Here is a 23,863-nt window from a genome sequence, read left to right as displayed (position 1 = left end):
GAAACCCGTAAATTTGCAGCGCAGAACAGACAACCAAGTTTAAACAAACAGAACGATATGAAGAAGATTAGAGCAGCCGTTGTAGGTTACGGCAACATTGGTCATTATAGTGTACAGGCCCTGGAGGCCGCCCCCGATTTCGAGATTGCAGGCGTGGTGCGCCGTCAGGGAGCCCATGACAAGCCCTTGGAACTCACGCCTTACGAGGTGGTGGACGACATCACGAAGCTGAAAAATGTGGATGTAGCCATCCTCGCCACGCCGACACGCTCGTGCCCCGAGACGGCCGCCCGCATCGTGTCGCTGGGCATCAACACCGTCGACAGCTTCGACATCCACACCTCGATACTCGATTATCGCACCCGGCAGATGGAGCATTGCAGGAAGGCCGGCCGCGTGAGCGTCATCTCGGCAGGCTGGGATCCGGGTTCCGACTCCATCGTGCGCGTGCTCATGGAGAGCCTTGCCCCCAAGGGTCTCACCTATACCAACTTCGGTCCGGGCATGTCGATGGGCCACAGTGTGTGCGTGCGCGGCAAGCAAGGAGTGAGGAATGCCCTCTCGGTAACCATCCCGTTGGGCGAGGGCATCCACCGCCGCATGGTCTATGTGGAGCTCGAAGACGGAGCCAGGCTGGAGGATGTGACAGCCGAAATCAAGGCCGATCCCTACTTTGCACACGACGAGACCCATGTGTTTGCCGTGGCCAGCGTGGACGATGTGCGCGACATGGGGCACGGCGTGAACCTCGTGCGCAAGGGTGTGAGCGGCCGGACGCCCAACCAGCGCATGGAGTTCAACATGAGTATCAACAATCCTGCGCTCACGGCCCAGGTGCTGGTCAACGTGGCCCGGGCCACATTCCGGCTGCAGCCCGGCTGCTACACCATGCCCGAGATTCCCGTCATCGACATGCTTCCCGGCACGCGCGAGGAAATCGTGGCCACGCTGGTGTAGGCCGTTCGCCGCCGGCCGGCACAATGTTTTCAAGAGGATCTCATCCCGTTGCGGGTGGGATCCTCTTGTGCGTTGGGGCCAAATCTCCCGCCGCACACAATAAGCCGTGCCCCCTGCGCGTTATCATAAGGTAATCAACAGGCATAACATGATTGAATATATCCGGGGCGAGCTGGCCGAACTGACGCCGGCCCTGGCCGTGGTCGAGGCCGGCGGCGTGGGCTATGCGCTCAACATCTCGCTCAATACCTATAGTCGTGTGCAAGGCAAAAAGGAGGTGAGGCTCTACGTGCACGAGTCCATCCAGACAGGCGGACGCGACGACAACTACACCCTCTACGGCTTTGCCGACAAGCAGGAGCGCGAACTCTACCGGCTTCTCATCAGTGTTTCGGGCGTGGGGGCCAACACGGCGCGCATGATGCTCTCGTCGCTGTCGCCCAAGGAGCTGTGCAATGCCATTGCCAACGGCGACGAGCGGGTCATCAAGGGTGTGAAGGGCATCGGGCTGAAGACGGCCCAGCGCATCATCGTGGACCTGAAAGACAAGATTGTGAGCTCGGGCATCGCCGACGAGCTGCACGTCTCGGCTACGGCCTCCGCCCCGTCCACCGTCGACACGGGTGTCAGGGACGAGGCCGTTTCGGCCATGACCATGCTGGGCTTTGCCCCCGTGGCGGCCTCCAAGGTGGTGACGGCCATCCTCGAAGAACAGCCCGGCATAGCCGTGGAAATGCTGGTCAAGGAGGCCCTGAAGCGAATAAAATAGGCGGGTGCGCCGCCGGCCGTTGCCTCCTGTCGGGGCAGAGGCGAGGGCGAGGGGCGGCACACGGTCAAACAGATGCGGTTTTGAAGATTCGGAAAAACTATATCGTCACGTGGGTGGTGCTGGCTGTTGCGATGGCTAGCTATGCCGTTGCGGTGCCCGTTTTCCAGCGCGACCCCCGGCAGCAAAACCGCAACACGCGCCCGGCCTCCGCCCGTCCGGCGGGGGGTGCCGCCGCAAATGCAGGTGCCTCGCCGGCTGCCCGCCCCGTCGCCGGGCAGCCCATTCTCAGCGACGACGACTCCATCCCCGACTCCTTGCTCCATCCGCGCTGGAAGATTCAGCGCACCACCCCCATCACCTACGACGACCTGGAACAGCGGGCACTGGACTTGCAGCGGCCCGAGGGGCTGAAATACGAGGTGGTCTACAACGACACCCTCAACCGATACATCATCGGAACCCGCATGGGCTCCACCTATCTGGCCGCCCCCATCATGATGACGCCGGCCGAATACCTGCGTTGGAGCGAGAAGCATGCCCGCAATGCGTACTTCCGTTCCAAGAACGACGAGGTGTATAAAGCCCAGGGCAAGGAGAAGTTCGACTTCTCCGACATGCACTTCAGCCTGGGCCCGGCCGAGAAAATCTTCGGTCCCGGCGGCGTGCGCATCAAGACGCAGGGCACGGCCGAACTGAAGTTCGGGGCCACATTCAAGAGCATCGACAATCCCTCGCTGCCCATCCGCAACCGCAAGACCACCACGATGGACTTCGACGAGAAGATAAATCTCAGCGTGAATGGCCGGGTGGGCGACAAGGTGAACATGAACCTGAACTACAACACGGACGCTACTTTCGACTTCGATTCGCAGAACATGAAACTGAAGTACGACGGCAAGGAAGACGAAATCATCAAGCTCGTCGAGGCCGGCAACGTGTCGTTCCCCTCCAATTCCTCGCTGGTGCAGGGGGCCAGCAGCCTCTTCGGCCTGCGCACCGACATGCAGTTTGGCAAGCTCAAGCTGCAGCTTGTGGCCTCGCAGAAGAAGAGTTCGTCGAAAAGCGTGTCCAGTAAGGGCGGCAAGCAGCTCACCCCTTTCGAGATCGACGCCGCCGATTATGAGGAGAACCGCCACTTCTTCCTGGCCCAATATTTCCGCAATCACTACGATGCGGGCATGAAGACGCTGCCCAACATCACCACGGGCGTGACCATCAACCGCGTGGAAATCTGGGTGACCAACAAGTCGGGAACCACGTCCAACACGCGCGACATCGTGGCTCTGACCGACCTGGGCGAGACCAGCAACATCAGCAACAGCCGGTGGACAGCCGGCGGAACGTCCGTGCCGGCCAATGCCGCCAACAGCGAGTACGCCACGCTCGTGGGGCAGCTGGCCGACGCCCGCAACATCGACCAGACCTCGAGTACGCTCGACGGGGCAGACCTCGTGGGCGGGGTGGACTATGAAAAGCTGCAGAGCGCCCGGCTGCTCAACTCGTCGGAGTACACGCTCAACAGTGCCTTGGGCTATGTTTCGCTGCGCAGTTCGCTGCAGACCGACCAGGTGTTGGCCGTTGCTTACGAGTACACCTACGGCGGGCAGACCTACCAGGTGGGCGAGTTTGCCAGCGACATTTCCGACGTGAGGCAGGCCCTTTTCGTCAAGTCGCTGAAGAATACAAGCAACAATCCCATGCAGGGCAACTGGGACTTGATGATGAAGAACGTGTATTACCTGGCCTCGACAGTGGAGAAAGACAAGTTCAGGCTGGACGTAAAGTTCCAAAGCGACACGGCCGGCGTCTACCTTTCTTATATTCCCGAGAGCCAGGTGAAGAGCCAGACGCTCATCAAGGTGCTGGGCGCCGACCGGCTGGACAACAACAACAAGGCCCATCCCAACGGCTATTTCGACTACGTGGACGGCTACACCGTGAGCAACGGCCGCGTGTTTTTCCCGGCGGCCGAGCCTTTCGGCAGTTACCTGTACAACTATTTGGTGGCCAAAGGCGTGGATGCCGGCAAGGCGCGCAACTACGCCTTCACCGAGCTCTACGACTCCACCAAGACCACGGCCAAGCAGATTGCCGAGAAAGACAAGTTCATCTTGCAGGGCCAGTACCGCGGCACGTCGGCCAATGTCATATCCCTTGGGGCCTACAATGTGCCGCAGGGCTCCGTGGTGGTCACGGCCGGCGGCGTGACGCTCACCGAGGGCAGCGATTACTCCGTGGACTACAGTGCGGGCGAAGTGACCATCCTGAACCAGAGCATCATCGATGCCGGCACCTCGGTCAACGTCTCGCTGGAGAGCCAGAGCGACTATTCGCAGGAGCGGAAAACCATGTTCGGCATGAACTGGGAGTACGATTTCTCCAAGAATTTCCAGCTCTCGGGCACGTTGCAGCACCTTTCCGAGCAGGCGCTCACCACCAAGGTGTCGATGGGTTCGGAGCCGCTCAACAACACGCTCTGGGGCATCAACCTGAACTGGAAGCACGAGAGCCAGTGGCTCACCAACGTGCTCGACCGGCTTCCTTTCCTCCATCTCACCCAGCCCTCGCAGATTTCGTTCACCGGCGAGTTTGCCCAGCTCATTGCCGGACAGAGCCACGGCACGCAGGACAATGCCTCCTACATCGACGACTTCGAGAACACCACCGACAAGATAGACGTTTCCATTCCCACCAACTGGACGCTCTCCAGCGTGCCCTCCATGTTTGCCGAGCAGTCGGACAAGACTACACTGCGCAGCGGATACAACCGTTCACTGATGGCCTGGTACACCATCGACCCGCTCTTCACCCGTCGCAGCTCTTCGCTCACGCCCGGCCACATCAAGAGCGACCTCGACCAGCTCAGCGATCCCTACGTGCGCGAGGTCTATGTCAGGGAGCTCTATCCCAACCGCGACCAGAGCAGCTACAGCGGTGCAACGTCCACACTCCCCATTCTCAACCTGGCCTACTACCCTAACGAGCGCGGCCCCTACAACTTCAATCCCGACCTTGCCGCCGACGGCACGCTGAACAATCCCGCTCAACACTGGGGCGGCATGACGCGGAAACTCGAAACCAGCGACTTCGAGACGGCCAACATCGAGTACATCGAGTTCTGGATGATGGACCCGTTCATCCATTCCAACCGCCGGCCCAACGCCTCGGAGTATGGCGGCGACTTCTACATCAACCTTGGAGAAGTGTCTGAAGACGTGCTCCGCGATGGCAAGAAGTTCTACGAGAGCGGCCTGCCCGTGGATGGTTCCAGTAGTTTCACCTACACCCAGTGGGGCAAGATTCCCACACAGGCGACCGTTACTTACGCCTTTGCCACGTCGGGCGGCAGCCGCGCCCGGCAGGACTTGGGCTACAATGGACTCAACGATACCGAGGAGCAGCAGTTCCAGTCGTATCAGGATTTCCTGACCCAGATACAGGGAAAGGTCAATGCTGCTGTGTGGGATTCCATCTGGGCCGACCCCGCCAACGACGACTACCACTACTTCCGGGGCTCGGATTACGACCGCATGCAGGCCTCCATCCTGCGCCGCTACAAGTACATCAACAACCCGCAGGGCAACTCTCCCGACAACGACAGCCGTACCGAGGGCTACGACACCTCCTACAAAACAACGCCCGACGTGGAAGACATCAACCAGGACTACACGCTCAACGAGTACGAAAAATACTATCAGTACCGCATATCGGTGCGTCCCGAAGATCTCGTCGTGGGCAAGAACTACATCGTGGACAAGCGCGAGACCTCGCCTACACTGCGCAATACCAAGACCGAGAAAATTGATTGGTACCTCTTCCGCATCCCCCTGCGGGAGTATCAGAGCCGTGTGGGCTCCATCTCCGACTTCTCCAGCATCCGCTTCATGCGTATGTTCCTCACGGGATTCCGGCATCCTGTGGTCATGCGCTTCGGCAGTCTCGACCTCGTGCGCGGTACCTGGCGCGTCTACGAACAGCAGCTTGACGCCACCGCAGCCCAGACCGGCATCATGACTACGGCCTCGGTCAACATTGAGGAGAACAACGACAAGACCCCCGTCAACTACGTGTTGCCCCCCGGCATCAGGCGCGAGCAGGACCCGACACAGCCCCAACTGGTTGAGGCCAACGAGCAGTCGCTCGACATCAACGTCTCGAACCTCTCCAGCGGCGAGTCGAAATGCGTCTACAAGAACACCATGCTTGACCTGCGGCAGTACAAGCGTCTGCAGATGTATGTGCACGCCAATGCCAACGAGCAGAACGTCACCAATCTGCAAGACGACCAGCTGGCCGTCTTCGTGCGGCTGGGTTCAGACTACAAAAGCAATTACTACGAATACGAGATTCCCCTCAAGCTCACCGCCCCCCGCTCGTACAACCGCTTCGACCTGGCCGACTGCAAGGCCGTGTGGCCCGAGGAAAACATGCTTGACATTCCGCTTTCGATCTTCACCGCCGTGAAGAAAGAGCGCAACCGGCAGAAAGCTCAGGGACTGGCCTCCTACAACCGGGCCTACACCGCCTACGACAACGACCGGCCGCAAAACAAGGTTACCATCATGGGCAACCCTACGCTGGGCGAGGTGAAGACCCTCATCATCGGCGTGCGCAACCTTGCGGCCGAGCAGAAGAGCGGCGAGGTGTGGGTCAATGAGCTGCGCCTGAAAGAGTACAACAACTCCGGCGGCTGGGCCGCCAACGGCAACCTGAACGTGCAACTCTCTGATTTGGGCACGATGAACCTGCAGGGCAAGTATGTCACGCAGGGCTTCGGCGGGCTGGAAGACGGCGTGGCCGCCCGTTCGCGCGACGATCGGAGCAACCTCGCCTTCACCACAAGTCTGGAGCTGGGCAAGTTCTTCCCTGACAAGGCTAAGGTTTCGGCTCCCCTCTACTACAGTGTCACCAAGCAGGTGACCCGCCCCAAATACAACCCGCTGGACACCGACATGGAGCTCTCCGACGCTCTGGAGAGCACCGGTAGCCGCCGCGAGCGCGACTCTATCGAGAGCATTGCCGTGACCAGAACCATCAACACCAACTTCTCGCTCTCCAATGTCAAGGTGGGCATCCAGACCAAACGCCACCCCATGCCCTACGACCCGGCCAACTTCTCTTTCTCCTACAGCCACAGTCACGCCCATACACAGGGCGAGACTACCATCTACGAGAACGAGGACAACTGGCGCGGCGGCATGAACTACAGCTGGGTGCCCGTGTACAAGGCCTGGGAGCCGTTCAAGAAAATCAAGAGCAAGAGCAAGTGGTTTGACCTGCCACGCCGCTTCGGTCTGAATTGGTTGCCGCAGAGTGTGAACTTCGACACCGAGATCACCCGCAGCTATTACGAGCTGCAGGAGCGCGACATGGATGCGCTGGAGGGGGCGCAGCTGCCCGTCACTTTCTCTTCACAATTCCTCTGGAACAGGGAGTTCAGGCTGCGGTGGGACCTTACCCGCAACATCCACATGAGTTTCCAGAGTGCCACACACGCCGAGGTGGAGGAGCCTTACACGCCTGTCAACAAGGACCTTTACCCCACACGCTACGAGGCTTGGAAGGATTCCGTGTGGACAAGTCTCAAACATCTGGGCACGCCGCTCGACTATCAGCAGACGTTCAACCTCTCGTACCAGCTGCCGCTTAACCTGCTTCCCGTCTTCGACTGGCTCACCAGCGACGCCTCCTACAACGCCACGTACAACTGGATACGCGGCACTGACCTCGAAGACGGCACCTCGCTGGGCAACACCATACAGAACAACCGGCAGCTTAACGTCAATGGAGCTTTCGACATGGTGAAGCTATACAACCACGTTCCATTCCTCAAGAAAGCCAACGACCGCTTTGCCAAGGAGCCGAACGCCTCCGAACAGAAACGCAAGCAGCAGACCCGGCAACAGGCCAAGGCCGACCGCAAGAAGCAGCAGGAGGAGGAAGCCAAGGTGCGCCAGCAGGCTCTGACCGACGGTAAAGACGCCGACGAGGCCGTGAAGCAGTGGCAGCTGCAACAGAAGCAGGCTGCCGCCAAGCAACAGCAATTGCCCAAAAACAAGCAGTCTTTCGAGAAAGAGGTGACGCTGCTGCCCGACACCACCATCGACATTGCCCACAACAAGAAGTCGCGGCGGCTCGTCATCACGGCCAAGACCGAGGACGGCCACGCGCTGAAACTTAAGTACAGGAAGCTCGACGACAACCGCATCCGCATCCGCAACCGCGTGGACTCGGCCCTCAAAGTCAAGGTCACGGTCACGGCCAAGCCCCCTCTTGACGAGCAACGCTGGTATCGCGCGGCACAGTCCATCGCTCGTGTGGCCATGATGGTGCGCAGTGTCAGCGTGGCCTATCGCAGTCAATACACGCTGGCCCTGCCCGGCTTCATGCCCAATATCGGCGACGCTTTCGGTCAGACCAGCCGCACCGGGGCCGGCGCACTCTCGCCGGGCCTCGACTTTGCCTTTGGCTTGGTGGACGACGACTATATCGGAAAGGCCCGCAACAACGGCTGGCTGCTGCAGAACGACAGCGTGGCGACGCCGGCCACCACCAGTTTTACCGAAGACTTGCAGCTGCGCCTCACGCTCGAACCCATCCGCAACTTCAAGATAGACCTCAATGCCAGCCGCACGCAGACCACAGCCAAGAGCATCCAGTACATGTATGCCGGGTCGCCCACCACGCAGACCGGCACTTTCGCCATGACCACCATCTCGCTCGGCTCGGCGTTCGAGGGCATGGGCAATGCCAACAACGGGTTCCGCAGTGCCACGTTCGAGAAGTTCTGTCGTTCGCTCGACGGTTTCCGCCAGCGTGTCGAAGCCCGCTATGCCGGGTCTGTTTATCCGCAGGGCACCGCGCTGGCCGGCCGCACGTTCGACGCGGCCAACGGCGGGGTGGGGGCCTACAGCGCAGACGTGATGGTGCCCGCCTTCTTGGCCAGCTATACCGGCATGGGCGGGAGCAGCCTCGACATTTTCCCCGCACTCAGGAATTTGCTGCCCAACTGGACGCTGCGCTACAGCGGCTTGGGCAAGCTGTCGTGGCTGCGCGACCGCTTCAAGAGCGTCAACATCAACCACAGCTACAAGAGTGTCTTCGCCGTGGGCACCTACCAGAGCTATTCCACGTTTGTGGCCCTGATGGGTCCCCGCATGGGTTTCATCACCGACGCCACCACGGGCGGCCCCGTCCCCAACTCGATGTACAACGTCTCCATGGTGAGCATCAACGAGAGCTTCTCGCCCTTGCTCGGCGTGGATCTGACGCTGCAGAACAATCTCACGGTCAAAGCCGAGTACCGACAAACGCGTGTGCTCTCACTCTCGATGACCAGCGTGCAGCTCAACGAGGCCGTGAGCAAGGACTGGGTGGTGGGTCTTGGCTATAAAATCAACAACTTCAACCTCTTTGGCGGCCGCAACCCGAGGCTGGTGAAAGGCAAGGCCCGCGGCGGCGACAAGGCCAAGACACAGCAGACCGCCGCCACGACCAGCCGCTCCGGCAACCGCAGCGGGGCCAACCACGACCTGAACATGCGCCTCGACCTGTCCTACCGTCGCCAGGCCAGCATCACCCGCGACATTGCCAGCATCACCTCGTCGGCCAGCAGTGGCAACACTGCTTTCAAGTTCTCGTTCATGGCCGACTACACGCTGTCGCGCCTCCTCACCATGAGTTTCTATCTGGACCGCCAGACCAACACGCCGCTGCTGAGCAGCAGCAGCTATCCCACTACCACGCAGGACTTCGGCTTGAGCATCAAGTTCAGCCTCACGCGGTAGCTTTTCTCGCTCCATTTCTTGCAAATTACAGAAAAAGAGTTATATTTGCAACAAACGTCAATACTACGCTTAAATCTGAACACAGTGGAGACTTCTGCGAAATACCATGCGGCAAGCCATTGTGCGGCCCTCCCAAACGGCGCCGCAACCCTGTTGCAGGCGACCCCCACCAAGGCCATCTACTCCATGGACGGCCGTCGGCAAAAGGGGATGCGGCGCGGGCTGAACATCGTCCGTATGGGCGACGGAACGGCAAGGAAGATCGTCCGCCGATAGCACTCGGTGTTAAGCCCCCTTGCTCTTTGACATACTGACACACACGACGGAAACGAAAATCACGGCAGGAAACATGGCTGTTTGTGAGATTATTCCTATCTTTGCAGCAATCATCACAATATCATAGGAGGAATTGGCATGGACACCACGACAGGCAATACGCAATCCGTGTATCTTAATATTCCGCAGAGCGACTGGCAGTTGCTGAAAGACCTTGCACGGAAGTTCGGATGGCAGGCACAGACAAGCGAACAGCGACTGGAGGCTTTCATCGAAAGCCGGCCGCAGACCGTGGAACTGTCCGAAGACGACATCATGAATGAGGTGAGCGCCATTAGGTACGGCAAATCATGAAAATCATCATTGACTGCAATATCTGGATTTCGTTCTTGCTGGGCCATCAGACGGCTCTCATGCGAAAGATTTTGACCGACCCGGCGGTCGACATCTTTGTCTGCCGCGAACTCTTGGCAGAGATTAGAGACGTGGCTGGCAGAGAGAAAATCCGTAGATACACGGATGCCTCCGAAGTTGCAGACTTGTTGAATCTGATTCACAGCTTTTGCCTCTGTACGAATGTTCAGCAGACAGCTACGAGCCCGGTAAGAGATTCCAAAGACTTGTATCTCTTGTCACTGGCAGAGACGGTTGGTGCAGACTATCTTGTATCCGGTGACAAAGACCTGCTGGTTTTGGAAAGTCATGGACAGACCCAAATGATAAAACTGTCGGATTTTAAATTGCTGCATGGTTTGTAAATAAGGGTCTTTCTGATAGATTCCCATAGCATTTCCGTCCCACGCTCCGTTTCAATGGCGTGGGACGGTTGTTTTCTCTCCGTTGCCAAGATTTTCGTTTCCCGTCGTGTATGGTTCATTCCCGAGGTTGTTTACTCCTCCGACGGTGGTTGGGGACATACTGGGCGTGTGTCCCCTAATCATTCTGTCATTTTCAGGTATTCACACAACTAATTGATAATTTTCCTATTATTCTCTTGCCTGTTTCGCAAACATTCGTTAACTTTGCAGCGCATTTTAAATATATGTACCCACAACATCCATATACGAGCGAGCGCGGAGAGCGGCAGGGAAAGATGAATTTTCCTGCAAATTTTTCGTCGAATTGTTTGGTAGTTCCAAATAATTTGCTACTCTCTCTCTCTCTCTCTCTCAAGCCACTGGCGTAACCTCTCTCTAAAACATACACGCGTACGCGCGCGAGGCGAACCACGCGCAACCCCAATAGGCAAAGGACTCCCCGGAGTTTCCTTTGCCCCACTTTTCATGCCCTTTTTGCAGCCGGGCGAAAAGGGAAATAAGCAGCTTTTAAGCATATCAAAAAGCATGTTAAATCCAAACTAAAATGAAGCGTATAAACATGAAAACAAAAAAAGAGCAAGACAAGCACAGGCAACCCTATGTCTGCCCCAACTGCGAGGTCGTCGCCGTGGAGAACGAAAACACCATCCTTGCCGGTAGCCCGGCGGTTCAGCCTGGAGGTGGAGGACCCGTAGGCAACAAAGGCAGCGTCAGCATCGAAGACCTCGTAGAGGATGACGACGATACGGAAATCTCCGGAGCCAAAAAGTCCACCGTCTGGGATGCGTGGGAAGAATGAAAAGGTAAAAAATAAGAAAGTAAAAGGGTAAAAGGTAAAAAAGTAAAGGAACTATTCGAGGAAAGGGCATTATAGAGAGGATGAGAGGTAAGTAGATGGAAATGAGAGGGATTTGCGCTATATTTCTATGGTTTGCGTATTGAGATAAAGAGCAGAAGATGTGGATTTATGCAGAAGTTCCGTTACCAAATCGTTAGTTCATTCTCCGATTGGTAACGAAGAGGCGGGAGAAGGTAACCGACAGAAGAGTATTCGGTAACTCATTTTTCTGCTATTACGGTGCTTATGCTTTGTACCACAATGTTTTGCGTAGCTGAAAACGCTTCAAAATCGGGTAACTTTGCCCATAAAAAAGAAGTGTATGAAAAAAGACAAAATGAAGGTTTTGCTCTACCTGAAAAAGAGCGGATTGGACAAGTCGGGGAAAGCTCCGATCATGGGGCGGATAACCTACGAGCGAACTATAGCCCAATTTAGTTGTAAGCTATCGTGCGACCCCAAGTTATGGAACGCTCGTGAGAGCAGACTGAACGGCAAAAGCCGTGAAGCAGTGGCAACGAATGGCAAGTTGGAACGCTTGCTTCTCTCGGTACAGTCGGCTTATCGACTTCTTTGCGAACGAGGTGCGGTGTTTACGGCAACAGGCATTAAGGAGCAGTTTCAAGGAAGTATGCAGAGCCAGACCACCTTCTTGGAGCGATACGACCGAATGGTCGAAGAGATGGAGCAAAAGGTGGGCATCGAAATAAAGGCTACGACTATGAGTAGTTACCACACTGTTCGCAAGCACTTGCAAGCCTTTATCCGAGAGAAGTATCACACGACAGATATTTCTTTCGGACAGATAGAGGAAGACTTTTTGGAATGCTTGCAACACTATTCTGTCGGGAAGTTGGGATATTCGCAAGGTTATTATCGTAAGATGGCTTTAGTGGTGAAGAAAGTCTGCCGTTTGGCGTATCGTGAGGGCTTGACAGAGCGACAAATGTTCGCTCACATACAGATTGAACGAGGAGAGAACAAACAACCTCGTGCATTGGACAGAGCTTCATTGGATAAGTTGCAAGCCTTGACTTTTGAGCCGTATGAAGTGGAGTTGGAAACAGCTCGTAATCTCTTCCTCTTTTCTTGCTTTACGGGGGTAGCCTATTGTGATATGGTTGCCCTTGGTCGTGAGCATCTATTTACGGATGATGAGGGGGCGTTGTGGTTGAAGTTCCGCCGACAAAAGACTGACACCCTTTGCCGTGTGAAGCTTCTATCCGAAGCGGTGCGTTTGATAGAGCGGTATAAATCAGAGGAACGCAGCATGCTCTTTGCGCCTATTGTCTACTCGGCTTACCTCACCCAACTCAAAGCCCTCCAACTTCGGGCTGGTATCTCTATACCTCTTTCGGCTCACGTTGGGAGGCATACCTTTGCCACCTTGATTACTTTGGAGCGAGGCGTTCCTATTGAAACGGTGAGTCGAATGCTGGGACATAGCAACATCCAAACGACTGAGCGATACGCCCACGTTACCCCGAAGAAGCTCTTCGACGAGTTCGAGCGATTTCTCTCTTTCACCGAAGATTTGCAACTCTCTTTGTGACATTCAAGAATATGCCCTCAAAAGCACCTAAGCTTTTGGAAGAAAGCAATAAAGCTTTTGCCCGAAAGCTTAGGAGCTTTAGAAGACAAAGTTTTTATCATTCATACAGCACACGAAAAAGATTATGCGCAGTACATTCAAAATTCTATTCTATATCAATAAGAACAAGACCAAAGCGGACGGCACAACGGCAATCCTTTGCCGTATCACCATTGACGGAGCAAGCGTAGTGATAATCACAGGAGAAAGTGTCGTTCCCCATGATTGGAGTGTGAAGCGAGGGGAAACAACGGACAAGAATACCAATCAACACCTGCAAAACTTTCGGGAAGAAATCGAACAGGGATACAATGCTTTACTCTACAAATATGGAGCGGTCAGTGCCCAGCTTCTGAAGAACTACCTGCAAGGCATCGGGAGAACTCCAACGGCACTTCTTGCCCTTAGTACGGAAGAACTTAAAGCCCAACGAGAAAGCAAGAGCGAGGGAATGTATAGCAACAATCGGTGTTCCGACAGACAGCTTAACGCCTTTGTGCGAAGTCGTGGCGAGGAGGATATTCCCCTAACGGCTCTTACGATAGATTTCTTTGATGATTACCGCTTCCATTTGAAGAAGGAGGGCTATGCCCCTGCAACGATAAACGGGCATTTGTGTTGGTTGAGTCGGCTGATGTATCGAGCCGTCAGCCAGGGGACAATCCGCCTCAATCCGTTTGAGGAGGTGAAGTATGAAGCCGTGGAGTGCAAGCCTCGTTTCCTGAGCAAAGGCGATGTGGCAAAGCTCTTGGCATTCCCGTTGCAGGAGGAAGGGGCGGAACTAAGCCGAAGGATGTTTCTTTTCTCTGTCTTTACGGGTTTGGCATTTGCCGACTTGCAGAGCCTCCGAGCTTCGCAAATCGAAACGAATAGCGAAGGGAGGCGATATATCCGCAAGGCAAGACAGAAAACAGAAGTGGAGAGTTTGATACCCCTGCATCCGATAGCGGAGCAGATACTCTCCCTTTACACAAAAGAAAAAAGCAAGAGGGATTATAAGAACGACAACGAGAGCAATTGCAAGACACTCCCCGACACGAAGATATTCCCCGACACGATAAGCAAAGGCAAACTATTCACTTACCTTAAATCCGTAGGTTTGGCGTGTGGCATTCGAACTCCGCTAACTTGGCATGTCGGCCGCCATAGCTTCGGTACGCTGACTTTGGAGGCAGGTATTCCGATGGAGAGCATTGCCAAGATGATGGGGCATTCATCCATTGCCAGCACACAAATTTACGCTCAAATCACAGACCAAAAGATTGCAAACGATATGGAGAGGTTGATAAAACAAGGTTAGGTTTATATGGTAGTGTTTAATGAGGCGTATTTTCGCATCCCTATTATTGGGTATTTTTCATTCGTTTGCGAGAAAAAACACACAAAAAGTTTTGCAGTCGATATTTTTTTTCTACCTTGCCCAGCGAGAGAAAGCAAAAGAGTGCTTTCTACAATTTATTTTTCACAAACAAAAAAACAGAGAAGACTATGAAAAAGTTTTTCGCATCGTTAGCCGTAGCATTAGCTGCTATGTGCTTTGCCCCGACAGCAGGTGCAACTGAGATGGTATCACTTCCCCAGGAAGTAGCAGTTGAAAACGTTGTAACAGAGGCTCAAACTCAGTTGCAACAAGAGGTTGAGGTTTGGATCATCATCTATGATGATGGTACAGTAGTTATTATTATTATCGAAAAGAACTAAGTCTGTTTTTTGACTATAGGCTTTTGGATAACTTGTCCTATAATATAATCAAAGCGGGAGGCAATACTCTCGCTTTGATTAGTAAAAAGTTGTGTTATGGCCAGATTATTTTTTGCAATATTTTTAATGATGAGCGCTTTGCCAAGTTTCTCGCAGTCTAAAGCTGTGACGGTTTCTTATTCTTTTGAAATGAAGATTCCTGAAAAAATAAAACAAATCGAGAATGAACAAATTCGAAAACTTGCAATACAAAAAATGCAAGAAAAAAGTCAGGAATACACGATGTATTTCCATGATGGACTTTATGGATTCTCTGCTCTTTCGGAGGCTTTTCAAGGAAAAAACTTTATTGTCGGAGGAGAACGAAGTGTTTTTTTAGACATGAAGAAGCGAGAACGTGTGTCCCAAGAGGGTATTATGGATAAAAAATTCATCGTAAAAGAACCCTTTGCAACTTTAACGTGGACGATTGGTAAGGAGACAAAGGTTATTTTAGGTAAAACTTGTTTGAAAGCTATTACTCATATTGATAAGATGCCTATTACTGCATGGTTTTGTGAAGAGATTCCTATACAAATAGGCCCGGCTGGGTACTGTGGTTTACCAGGTTTAATCATGGAGATAGAAAGCGGTAGTTTTGTTTACTCGGCACGGAAAGTTGAGTACACAGCTTCAATTTTAAAGATTACACCGCCTTCAAAAGGGGAAGTTTTGAGTCGGGAAGAGTTCATAAAACTGAGAGAGAAAAAAATGAAAGAAATAGGAGTGGATCCCAAACATCAGCCGGGAGGTATTCAAATCATAAAAATGTAAAGAAAAAATCGTTCTCATGCACATCTTTGGATATGTTGCACGAAATGTTCTTTTTGTTTTATTCGGATTGATATTCGGATATGAGGTTTCATATGCACAGACAATTACGATAAAAGGACAAGTGCTTGATGAAAAAAAACAACCTGTCTCATATGCAAGTGTTGTTATCTCAACGGATAGTTTATCTAAAAAAGACATTTCCTATGCTGTAACGGATGAGCATGGGCAATTTAGGATAGGACAACTTTCGGCTATTCCTGACAAGAGATGGATTCATGTTCGTTCAATTGGCTACTTGGGATTTCATAAACAAATTTCTCTTAGGGCAGTTAAGTCACCTCTCGATATAACTCTTACAGAAGACACAAAAGAGCTGGAAGAGGTTGTTGTTGTGGCAAGAGCACGTGATGCTTATGCTAAAGGAGATACAATTGTTTTTAACAGCAAGAATTACACACTGGGGAATGAACGTAATCTTGGGGATGTAGTAAAAAAGATGCCTGGTATGGAAGTTGACCAGACAGGAAATATCTCATATCAAGGAAAGAAAATTGGAAAGGTCTTGGTTGACGGGCAGGATATTTTATCCTCTTCTTCCGGTGTTGCCATGAATACGCTTCCTCCTGATTTTGCCAATTCGATAGAATTGCTTTCGAATTATACGGATGGTGATATTGCCCATGCTTTCAAGGCAGAAGAACAATTAGCCCTCAATCTGAAGTCCAATAAAAAAGTTGCTTTAAGCGGTTCTTTTGAAGGCGGAGGCGGCCTGAAAGACAAATTTATCAGCAAAGCATCTTTGATTACAGTCTTACCAAAAATATCTGCCAGTACCATCATTAACGCCAATAATACAGGTGAGGCTGTTTTTTCGATTCAAGATTATATGTCGAATATCATAGACTTTGAATCGATCCGAAGTGGAGCTTCAACGCAGACATCTTTAAGTTTATCTCCTGAAGAACAACAACTCTTACTGCCTCCGACGAATGAACATGCACGTACGGCAGGATTAGCAAACATAAATATATCATGGACCCCTCACTCAAGCTACAAACTCAGAGCAAGTACACTGTTCAACAAAGGTAAATCAGAAGGGGCGCATACAAAGACGGATACATATACTTTGCCGGAGAATTATTTTACAAATATATCAACAGGTACTGCCGATAAAGAGACCCAACTTGTATCTCAATATTTGTCTCAGAAATGGATTCCTTCTCGTTTTTTCTCTGTCAGTGCTAAGACAAAGATAGACATACGAAACCATAATGCCGATAATATCTATGCTAATACATTCAATGATAATCATATCCATGCATTAGAAAAGCCGAAAAATCACTTTTCCGGTATCAAACAGGATATTGAGATGAAATGGCTTTTGAGCAAAGGGCTTCTTTTCGGTGGAGGAAGTTTTGTTTTCAACAAAGGAAAGATCAATAGTGATATATATACCGATGTCTTACTGCTTCCATTACCCCATATAAATGGAAATTCTATTTATCCTTATTTTCATGAACACATAAAAAAAGACATGGAAAAAGGATTCAACGCCTACGTAGGTGGAATGTATCCTGTATTGAATAATATATATCTGCGAGGTGAGTTTTCCATGTCGATGAATTGGAATGAACTTAAGATGGCTTATCCTACGAGTATAAACGAGGAAACAGCCGATTTAAGAGTATTCAGGCCTTACATTAGTCTGATGAAAAACAAGGGGGTATTCCGGTTTAACATAGGCTCTTATTTTTCCTCCTATAGACAAAAAACATCTCCGGAACTATTGAGAGAGAAATCTCTTTTTTATATTGAGCCACATGCTTCAATCGAATTAGTAATGAGTAACCAGCATCGGTTAATGCTGTCTGTCTCTGAAGCTGTTTCTCCTTCAACCATCGATTACTTTTCTCAGCAGATTTTGGCTAAAGGATACAATAACCTCCAATTACCCTCAAAATTATCGAACCCTTTTGCAAAAAGGTTTAAGGGAAACTTATCCTATGCCTATTTCAGCTTGTTTAACCGGCTTTCGATGTATGGCAATTTAAGTTATATCAAGGATAGAGATACGCATATTACCGTCACAACCTCAAAGGGACTATTGATCAGTAATTTTTATCAAGATGGAGGATGGAGCAATACATTAAGAACAAACGCCTATTTGAGTAAGGGAATCGGCACCCTTCCATTGGACATAAAATTATCAGGTAAATATACGCTCAGCAAACACAACCTGATGCGTGTAGATAAAGAAGACGAATTAATTAACAAAAGAGTAGATGCGAAATTGGATCTTATTTCACGGCTGTACCAATCTCCGGTTAATTTTGAGATAGGAGTACGTTTTAGTCGTCTTGACCAGAAATTTACGTACAGCAATATCCACTCTTGGAATCAAGAATTTGGAGGTTTCGCAACAACTCATGTAAATATAGGAAATTTTGTTTTTTCTGTTTCTGGCAAGTCGAATAGAATTGAAGATGCCGAAGCCAAGCGTTATTTTAGGGATTTAGACTTCTCTATGAAATATAAATTAAACAAGTTAGACATCAAACTTCAGGGAGAGAACGTGTTCCATCTTAAAGATAATGAATGGATGAAAGAAATCCTCACCCCGACAGTCCAATCAACTATCTTATACAGACGATTGCCTGGGCATATTCTTCTATCTCTCTGTTATACACTATAATCTTTTATAACATAACTCCAAATTCCGTTTTTTTGACAAGAAAATTATAAATAACATACCTTGCTAACATATACACAAACAGAGGGCTTCTAAAAAGATCTTTGCTTATAGTTTTCTTCCAAAAGCTTCTCCAAGTCGGAGAGACGGTAGAGTATCTTCCCTGCGATTTGGGTGTAGGGAATAATGCCCTTGTCCCGATAATCCTGCAAGGTGCGAGGACTGACGAAAAGGCGTTCGCATACCTCTCTCCCTGTGAGATAGATTTCTCCCCCGAACAACGGACGGTGCGTTTGGGCAATCTCCCGAATACGCTTGCTTACTTCTTGAATGCCCGAAATGAGCTGTTTCATTTCGGGTGTTTCTCTGTTTACAATTTCGTGTTCCATAGTCGTGGTTATTGGCGATTGGACTTGGCAAGGAGTGCTTCCACATCCTCGCGTTTGTAATAACATTTATGCCCGATTTGGATAAAGGGTAACACGGACGTGTCCCGATAGTGCTGGAGCGTCCGTTTGCTGATGTTCAGGATTCGGCACACGTCTCCGTTGTGCAATAAGTCGGGCATTTCGGGACGAAGCCCGAAATGTTCTCTCATACAAAGAGCCAACTCTTCGATGCTCTTTTTCAGTTCCTCCCAAGCGGAGGAGTCGATGGCTGTAAATCTCATATCAATATCGTTTTAATTGTTGTTATTTTCTCTTTTTGGCGCAAATATATGCAGCCGAAATCCTTGTTCTCTGACCTGATGAAATCAAGGGAAATAACAGGAACTTGCAGGCAAATGTATAAGTAAAATCTATCTATTTTTAGAAGGGATTCCCTGCCTTTTCTCTCTGTTTCCCCGAATTCCTTCCGAGGGAAAAAATCCTGTTTCGATGCGAAAATAACGAACCGACATATACTGTTTACCCCATTCCTGTTAAGTGGATACTTCTGGCGTCGAAATGGTATGAAATGGCTCTGTTAGAGAGAATCTTCCTACCTGTCTTTTTAGGCTTTTCCCTCTGCTTTCATCGAAAAGGCAAAGGCATGCATCTGCATGTAATCCGATACAGCCATTCGGGTAGCGTTTCCCTTTCTTCCATTTGTCGTTTTCTGATTTTTGAGGAGAAAATATGAGGTATCCTTTCCTTTTGCCGAAGAAATATGCAGCACCTCGATGCAACAACGCCACAAGGCTTGGCTTCACCTGTTCGCCTCTGTAACTTGGTTTCAGCATCCCATTTCGGGTGAAAGTTCAAAACCAAGCAAACAGAAGAAGTACGAACAATGAAAAAAGAAGAGAAGGAGAGCCCCTCCAAGAACGCCCAAATAGAAGAGTTCCTTTCGGCTCGCTACGAGTTTCGATACAACACCGTGTTGCACCGAGCGGAGTACCGTCCACGAGGAACGGACGACTACACAGCCATAGACCGCTACTGCATCAATACCCTCAAACGAGCCTTGGACAAGGAAGCCGATATACAGACCTCGCCCGAGAACCTGTACTGTATCATCGAAAGCGATTTCTCCCCACGCATCAATCCCGTGCAAGCCTATTTCCAAGCCTTACCGCAGACGAAAGGAAATACGGAAACTATCACCACCCTTGCCGACTGCGTGAGCGTAACCCATCCCGAGAAGTGGAGGGAATACCTCACCAAGTGGCTGGTGGCAGTAGTTGCCAATGCGATGGACGACAAGCAATGTCGTAACCATACCTGCCTTGTACTGACAGGCGATCAGGGAAAATTCAAAACCACGTTCCTTGATTTGCTCTGCCCTCCGTCTCTCTCCGATTACCGCTATACAGGGAAGATATACCCACAGGAGAAGGACGTGCTGAGTCTTATCGGGCAAAACCTCATCATCAACATTGACGACCAACTCAAAGCCCTTAACAAACGGGACGAGAATGAACTGAAGAACCTTATCACCTGTCCGCAGGTGAAGTACCGTATGCCTTATGAGAAACACATTGAGGAGCGACCCCACTTGGCAAGTTTCGTGGCTTCGGTCAATGGCAACGACTTCCTCACTGACCCGACAGGGAGCAGACGCTTCCTGCCCTTTGAAGTGCAGGCAATAGATATAGACCAAGCCAAGAGCATTCCGATGGATGCCGTTTACAGCGAAGCCAAGACACGATTGAATGAAGGGTTTCGCTATTGGTTCAATGATGAAGAGATTATTGAATTGCATAGAAACAGCGAAGCCTTCCAAGTCTATACGACAGAGATAGAACTGTTGCTCCGCTATTTCACCTTTCCCACGGAAGCGGAGACGGCAACGAAACGCTTCTATATGACCAATTCGGAGATAGTGGGCTATCTCTCCTGCTATACTCGACAACCGCTCTCCAGCAAACGGATGGGCGAAGCCTTGCGAAAGGCAGGCTATACGAGGGAGTGTCGCAGGATAAACGGCAATCCCGTGTATGTCTATGCCGTCCGTAAGGTTTACCCCGAGCAACCGCCATAGCACTCTGTTGTTGCAATCCCTTTGCAATACCCCTTTCTCTTTTATTTCCTATCCTCCTTACTACGTTACTACAACCAAGGATAATACGGTGAAAGAGAAAGGATTGCAGGAGGTGTCCATCTTGCGACACAGCTTACTACCATCTTTCTACGCTTCTACGGCAGAATGAAAGAGGATAGGTGTAGACAGGAGATGTAGAAGGATAAATCCGAATGAAGTGTTACACTTTTCTCTTTCACAGTCAAATACTTATCCGAGTGTCGAAGGGTAGTAAGATGAAAAGGGGAAAATTCCAAAAAGAGAAAACAGAGCGAACAATGAAATAACGAACAAATGAATATGAATAATCCAAATCCAACGATAACAGCAATGAACAACGAATATTACGACCTACAATACATCAAGGCGATACCGATAGCGGACTATCTGCACGCCTGCGGTATCGAGCCTGCCAAGCGTTACAATGGCTATGCCCTTTATCACGTACCCTACCGAGAAGACTCCAACGCCAGTTTGAAAGTGGACTTTCGGCAAAACCTGTGGCACGACTACGGCACAAGCCAAGGCGGAAGCATCATCGACCTTGTGATGCGGATGCGTGGATGCAGTGCCTACGAAGCAATGGCACATCTTGCTGAAGGGAAAGCGACAACCCTCGCCCCTTCTTCCTTTCATCGTGAAACAACCATTACTACGAGCAATTCCACAAGTACAAGGCACATTCTTTCCATCAGCGAAGAGTTACCCCTACATCTGCAAAGCTATCTCCGAGAGGTACGCAGGATAGACCTTGCCATGGCAAGCCCTTATCTCCGTCACGTTCGCTATGAGGTAGGAGGACGAGAGTATTCTGCCATCGGCTTTGTCAACCGTGCAGGAGGGTATGAGCTTCGGGACGACAAGACATTCAAAGGAACAATCGCACCAAAGGATATATCCGTAGTTGCGGGAGAAACGAACAACTCCCCTCTCTGCATCTTCGAGGGCTTTATGGACTTCCTTTCCTATCTCACAATGAAAGGGAAAGAAAGCATTTCGCCTTCCATAGTTCTGAACTCCGTCAGCAATCTACCACGAGCCATCGCCTATCTCTGCGAGAATGGCATTCTCTCCGTCCGTGCATTCTTCGACAACGATGAAGCAGGACGGCAAGCTCTTCAGGGTATCCAATCTTCAGGCATCAAGGTAGAGGATATGAGCCAATACTATGCCCGATACAAAGACCTCAATGAGTACCACGTTGCCCAAAGAACAGAACTAAAGCAGGTGATACCACCTCGCAAACGAGGACTTAGACGATAAGGCAAAAGAGAGCAAACAACATTATTCTATCATCAGGTATTCAAAGATGCAGAAAATAAAATGTATGCGAATAAACGGCTTTGTTTCGATAGCTACGGCAGTTCCTCAGAACAGCAAGTTTGCAGAGCAAAACTTAGAAACAAAGCGTGCAGGCATTCACAGGATGCAACGCAACAAGAAAGAAGCACGAGCAGGGCGGAGCGGACATTTCGAAAAATGCCATAGCTCATTAGGGTATTTTCTTTACGCTGCACTCCGTTATCGCTAAAAATACCCTCCTGAGCCAAGGGGCGGTGCCCCTTTGGATACCCCTAAATCAATCTTCAAGCAATGGGCTACGCCGTTTTACATATAGACAAGGCGAGAGGAAACGACTCGGCAATGACCGCACACATAGCGCGTACATTCATGCCGAGTAACGTCGATTCCTCCCGCACACACCTCAATCGAGAGCTGGTGCAATTCCCTGCAAATGTAACTAACCGTACCGAAGCGATAGAGCATCGCATCGCCACGGCAGGTATCTACCGAAAGGTGGCACAGAACCAAGTCAAAGCCTTACGCTTTATCCTGTCAAGTTCACCGGAGGATATGGCTCGCATAGAGCAAGAAGGACGCCTGTACGAATGGTGCAATGAAACGATGGATTGGCTTCGCACCACTTTCGGGGCGGACAATGTGGTCGCAGCCACACTGCACGCAGATGAGGACACACCTCATATTCACGCCACAGTTGTCCCGATTGTCACGGGTGAAAGACGGAAAGCCAAAGAGGAAGCCAAGAACGGCAAGCGGAAGTACAAGACAAAGAAGAATAAGGTACGACTTTGTGCAGATGATGTGCTCACGCCCAAAAAGTTGGAAGACTATCAGACGAGTTATGCCAAGCGAATGCAACGGTTCGGATTGGAACGGGGCGTACACGGTTCGGAAGCCAAGCACCGCACCACGATGGAGTATTACAAGGAAGTCCTAAAATCCACGAAAGAGAAAGAGGCGCAAGAAGCAGAACTCACTGCCAAGATAAAAGAGTTGGAGAAGCAGGCAGGCAAACTCCGAATGAAAGGTACGTTTTATTCTATATTTGGCAACTCTGAACTCGACAAGGCAGAAAAACGCATCGCAGACTTGGAACAGGAAGCCGAACGACAGCGGTATCTTTCGGAAAAGGAGAAGAATGAAATCCGAAAGGAGATTGTTCTCTTGCAGGACACGGTTAAGGGAAGAGACAGAGCCATTGCCGAACTGAAAGAGACCATGCAGGTTTACGAGGAAGAGCGGAATTGGATAAAACGCTTCTTCAATGGTTTCTACCAACTCTTAAATATCCGTCTGATGCTCCGAAAGATGAATTTCTCTGATGACAGAATTGCAGAAATGTATCGCACGGAAGCTCCCCAGCGAGGTACGGCTAAAGCCTATTCGGGACTATACAAGAGAGAGTTTACGGAAGAGGGTTGTGAAATCCGCATCGCTAAGGATGAGAAGAAGCGACCGCTACTGACTATCAACGGACTTCCTGTTGCCGATTGGTGCGAACAGAAATGGAAACAGCTTATCAATCGTAATCGCTCGCAACGGCTATAAAACCGAAAGACCTCCTTCTCTTTCATCGTTGTATTTCAGTTGCGACAAAACTTTTTAAGAAGAAAATCACGTAAGAACGCTCACTTTCGCTCGCAAATCTGTACCTTTGCAAGTGATAATAGTGAGCGTTCTTTGGTTATTCAAAACAGTGTGCCTCAAAGCACTCCGCTCATTTCTAAATCGTTACCTACTCATCTATCTCTCAAAGGTAACACTCTATTACTCAACAAGATAGTTCGCAAGCGAAAAATTCCTTTGGCTGTCGCGGTGTT

General features: G+C 50.8%; 16 protein-coding genes. 14 read left to right on the top strand and 2 right to left on the bottom strand.

Going from position 1 to position 23,863, the window contains the following annotated elements; translation table 11 throughout:
- The first annotated feature begins 57 nt into the window (after nt 1–57).
- The 11 genes from PREDE_RS04735 to PREDE_RS04680 all read left to right on the top strand — a co-directional run bounded on the left by PREDE_RS04735 (nt 58) and on the right by PREDE_RS04680 (nt 18,242).
- Complete coding sequence (locus tag PREDE_RS04735; RefSeq protein WP_005844621.1) at nt 58–957, top strand: diaminopimelate dehydrogenase; 900 nt, start codon at nt 58–60, stop codon at nt 955–957.
- 148 nt (nt 958–1,105) lie between these two features.
- Complete coding sequence (gene ruvA, locus PREDE_RS04730; protein WP_005844620.1) at nt 1,106–1,726, top strand: Holliday junction branch migration protein RuvA; 621 nt, start codon at nt 1,106–1,108, stop codon at nt 1,724–1,726.
- Nucleotides 1,727–1,806: 80 nt separating this feature from the next.
- Entirely contained in the window at nt 1,807–9,513 is a 7,707-nt protein-coding gene (gene sov, locus PREDE_RS04725; protein WP_005844619.1) for a T9SS outer membrane translocon Sov/SprA, read from the top strand.
- A gap of 414 nt (nt 9,514–9,927) precedes the next feature.
- Nucleotides 9,928–10,143 carry a hypothetical protein gene (locus PREDE_RS04715; RefSeq protein ID WP_005844615.1) on the top strand — a complete coding sequence of 72 codons (216 nt, stop codon included), beginning with the start codon at nt 9,928–9,930 and terminating at the stop codon, nt 10,141–10,143.
- Nucleotides 10,140–10,547: a putative toxin-antitoxin system toxin component, PIN family gene (locus PREDE_RS04710; RefSeq protein ID WP_005844613.1), complete on the top strand. Its 408-nt coding sequence runs from the start codon at nt 10,140–10,142 to the stop codon at nt 10,545–10,547. The genes PREDE_RS04715 and PREDE_RS04710 overlap by 4 nt, the downstream gene beginning before the upstream one ends.
- 604 nt (nt 10,548–11,151) lie before the next feature.
- Nucleotides 11,152–11,406: a hypothetical protein gene (locus PREDE_RS04705; protein ID WP_005844611.1), complete on the top strand. Its 255-nt coding sequence runs from the start codon at nt 11,152–11,154 to the stop codon at nt 11,404–11,406.
- A 361-nt stretch (nt 11,407–11,767) separates the two neighbouring features.
- The gene (locus PREDE_RS04700) at nt 11,768–12,997 is read left to right on the top strand and encodes a site-specific integrase (RefSeq protein WP_009348524.1); all 1,230 of its coding nucleotides are present in this window, start codon (nt 11,768–11,770) and stop codon (nt 12,995–12,997) included.
- 124 nt (nt 12,998–13,121) lie between these two features.
- Nucleotides 13,122–14,336 (top strand): site-specific integrase, encoded by a 1,215-nt coding sequence (locus PREDE_RS04695; RefSeq protein WP_004585093.1) that lies wholly within the window; start codon nt 13,122–13,124, stop codon nt 14,334–14,336.
- A 188-nt stretch (nt 14,337–14,524) separates the two neighbouring features.
- Nucleotides 14,525–14,737: a hypothetical protein gene (locus tag PREDE_RS04690; protein ID WP_004585094.1), complete on the top strand. Its 213-nt coding sequence runs from the start codon at nt 14,525–14,527 to the stop codon at nt 14,735–14,737.
- A 96-nt stretch (nt 14,738–14,833) separates the two neighbouring features.
- Nucleotides 14,834–15,550 (top strand): GLPGLI family protein, encoded by a 717-nt coding sequence (locus PREDE_RS04685; protein WP_004585095.1) that lies wholly within the window; start codon nt 14,834–14,836, stop codon nt 15,548–15,550.
- A 16-nt stretch (nt 15,551–15,566) separates the two neighbouring features.
- Nucleotides 15,567–18,242: a carboxypeptidase regulatory-like domain-containing protein gene (locus PREDE_RS04680; protein ID WP_004585028.1), complete on the top strand. Its 2,676-nt coding sequence runs from the start codon at nt 15,567–15,569 to the stop codon at nt 18,240–18,242.
- Between the two features lie 89 nt (nt 18,243–18,331).
- Here PREDE_RS04680 and PREDE_RS04675 read toward each other — a convergent pair whose 3' ends face one another.
- Together PREDE_RS04675 and PREDE_RS04670 are read right to left on the bottom strand one after the other, a co-directional pair.
- A complete protein-coding gene (locus tag PREDE_RS04675; protein ID WP_004585029.1) occupies nt 18,332–18,628 on the bottom strand; it encodes a helix-turn-helix domain-containing protein in 297 nt (98 codons plus the stop codon).
- Between the two features lie 8 nt (nt 18,629–18,636).
- Nucleotides 18,637–18,909 carry a helix-turn-helix domain-containing protein gene (locus PREDE_RS04670; RefSeq protein WP_004585030.1) on the bottom strand — a complete coding sequence of 91 codons (273 nt, stop codon included), beginning with the start codon at nt 18,907–18,909 and terminating at the stop codon, nt 18,637–18,639.
- Nucleotides 18,910–19,511: 602 nt separating this feature from the next.
- On the opposite strand from PREDE_RS04670, the gene PREDE_RS04665 reads away from it, so the two are divergent.
- From PREDE_RS04665 to mobV, 3 genes are all read left to right on the top strand, one after another.
- Complete coding sequence (locus tag PREDE_RS04665; protein WP_004585033.1) at nt 19,512–20,702, top strand: VapE domain-containing protein; 1,191 nt, start codon at nt 19,512–19,514, stop codon at nt 20,700–20,702.
- 369 nt (nt 20,703–21,071) lie between these two features.
- Nucleotides 21,072–22,004, top strand: coding sequence for a toprim domain-containing protein (locus PREDE_RS04660; RefSeq protein WP_005844603.1), 933 nt, complete (start codon nt 21,072–21,074; stop codon nt 22,002–22,004).
- A 330-nt stretch (nt 22,005–22,334) separates the two neighbouring features.
- Nucleotides 22,335–23,591, top strand: a complete 1,257-nt coding sequence (gene mobV, locus PREDE_RS04655) for a MobV family relaxase (RefSeq protein WP_005844601.1) — start codon at nt 22,335–22,337, stop codon at nt 23,589–23,591.
- Nucleotides 23,592–23,863: the final 272 nt, after the last annotated feature.

This window comes from Prevotella dentalis DSM 3688 (assembly GCF_000242335.1).
Lineage (GTDB): Bacteria > Bacteroidota > Bacteroidia > Bacteroidales > Bacteroidaceae > Prevotella > Prevotella seregens.
Note: the sequence above shows the minus strand (reverse complement) of the source record. Positions and strands in the feature narration are given on the sequence as shown.

Bases quoted from the DNA above. Each gene is read 5' to 3' on its own strand.
- PREDE_RS04735 (WP_005844621.1), top strand. From the start codon at position 58: ATGAAGAAGATTAGAGCAGCCGTTGTAGGTTACGGCAACATTGGTCAT.
- ruvA (WP_005844620.1), top strand. From the start codon at position 1,106: ATGATTGAATATATCCGGGGCGAGCTGGCCGAACTGACGCCGGCCCTG.
- PREDE_RS04715 (WP_005844615.1), top strand. From the start codon at position 9,928: ATGGACACCACGACAGGCAATACGCAATCCGTGTATCTTAATATTCCG.
- PREDE_RS04710 (WP_005844613.1), top strand. From the start codon at position 10,140: ATGAAAATCATCATTGACTGCAATATCTGGATTTCGTTCTTGCTGGGC.
- PREDE_RS04705 (WP_005844611.1), top strand. From the start codon at position 11,152: ATGAAGCGTATAAACATGAAAACAAAAAAAGAGCAAGACAAGCACAGG.
- PREDE_RS04700 (WP_009348524.1), top strand. From the start codon at position 11,768: ATGAAAAAAGACAAAATGAAGGTTTTGCTCTACCTGAAAAAGAGCGGA.
- PREDE_RS04695 (WP_004585093.1), top strand. From the start codon at position 13,122: ATGCGCAGTACATTCAAAATTCTATTCTATATCAATAAGAACAAGACC.
- PREDE_RS04690 (WP_004585094.1), top strand. From the start codon at position 14,525: ATGAAAAAGTTTTTCGCATCGTTAGCCGTAGCATTAGCTGCTATGTGC.
- PREDE_RS04685 (WP_004585095.1), top strand. From the start codon at position 14,834: ATGGCCAGATTATTTTTTGCAATATTTTTAATGATGAGCGCTTTGCCA.
- PREDE_RS04680 (WP_004585028.1), top strand. From the start codon at position 15,567: ATGCACATCTTTGGATATGTTGCACGAAATGTTCTTTTTGTTTTATTC.
- PREDE_RS04675 (WP_004585029.1), bottom strand. From the start codon at position 18,628: ATGGAACACGAAATTGTAAACAGAGAAACACCCGAAATGAAACAGCTC.
- PREDE_RS04670 (WP_004585030.1), bottom strand. From the start codon at position 18,909: ATGAGATTTACAGCCATCGACTCCTCCGCTTGGGAGGAACTGAAAAAG.
- PREDE_RS04665 (WP_004585033.1), top strand. From the start codon at position 19,512: ATGAAAAAAGAAGAGAAGGAGAGCCCCTCCAAGAACGCCCAAATAGAA.
- PREDE_RS04660 (WP_005844603.1), top strand. From the start codon at position 21,072: ATGAACAACGAATATTACGACCTACAATACATCAAGGCGATACCGATA.
- mobV (WP_005844601.1), top strand. From the start codon at position 22,335: ATGGGCTACGCCGTTTTACATATAGACAAGGCGAGAGGAAACGACTCG.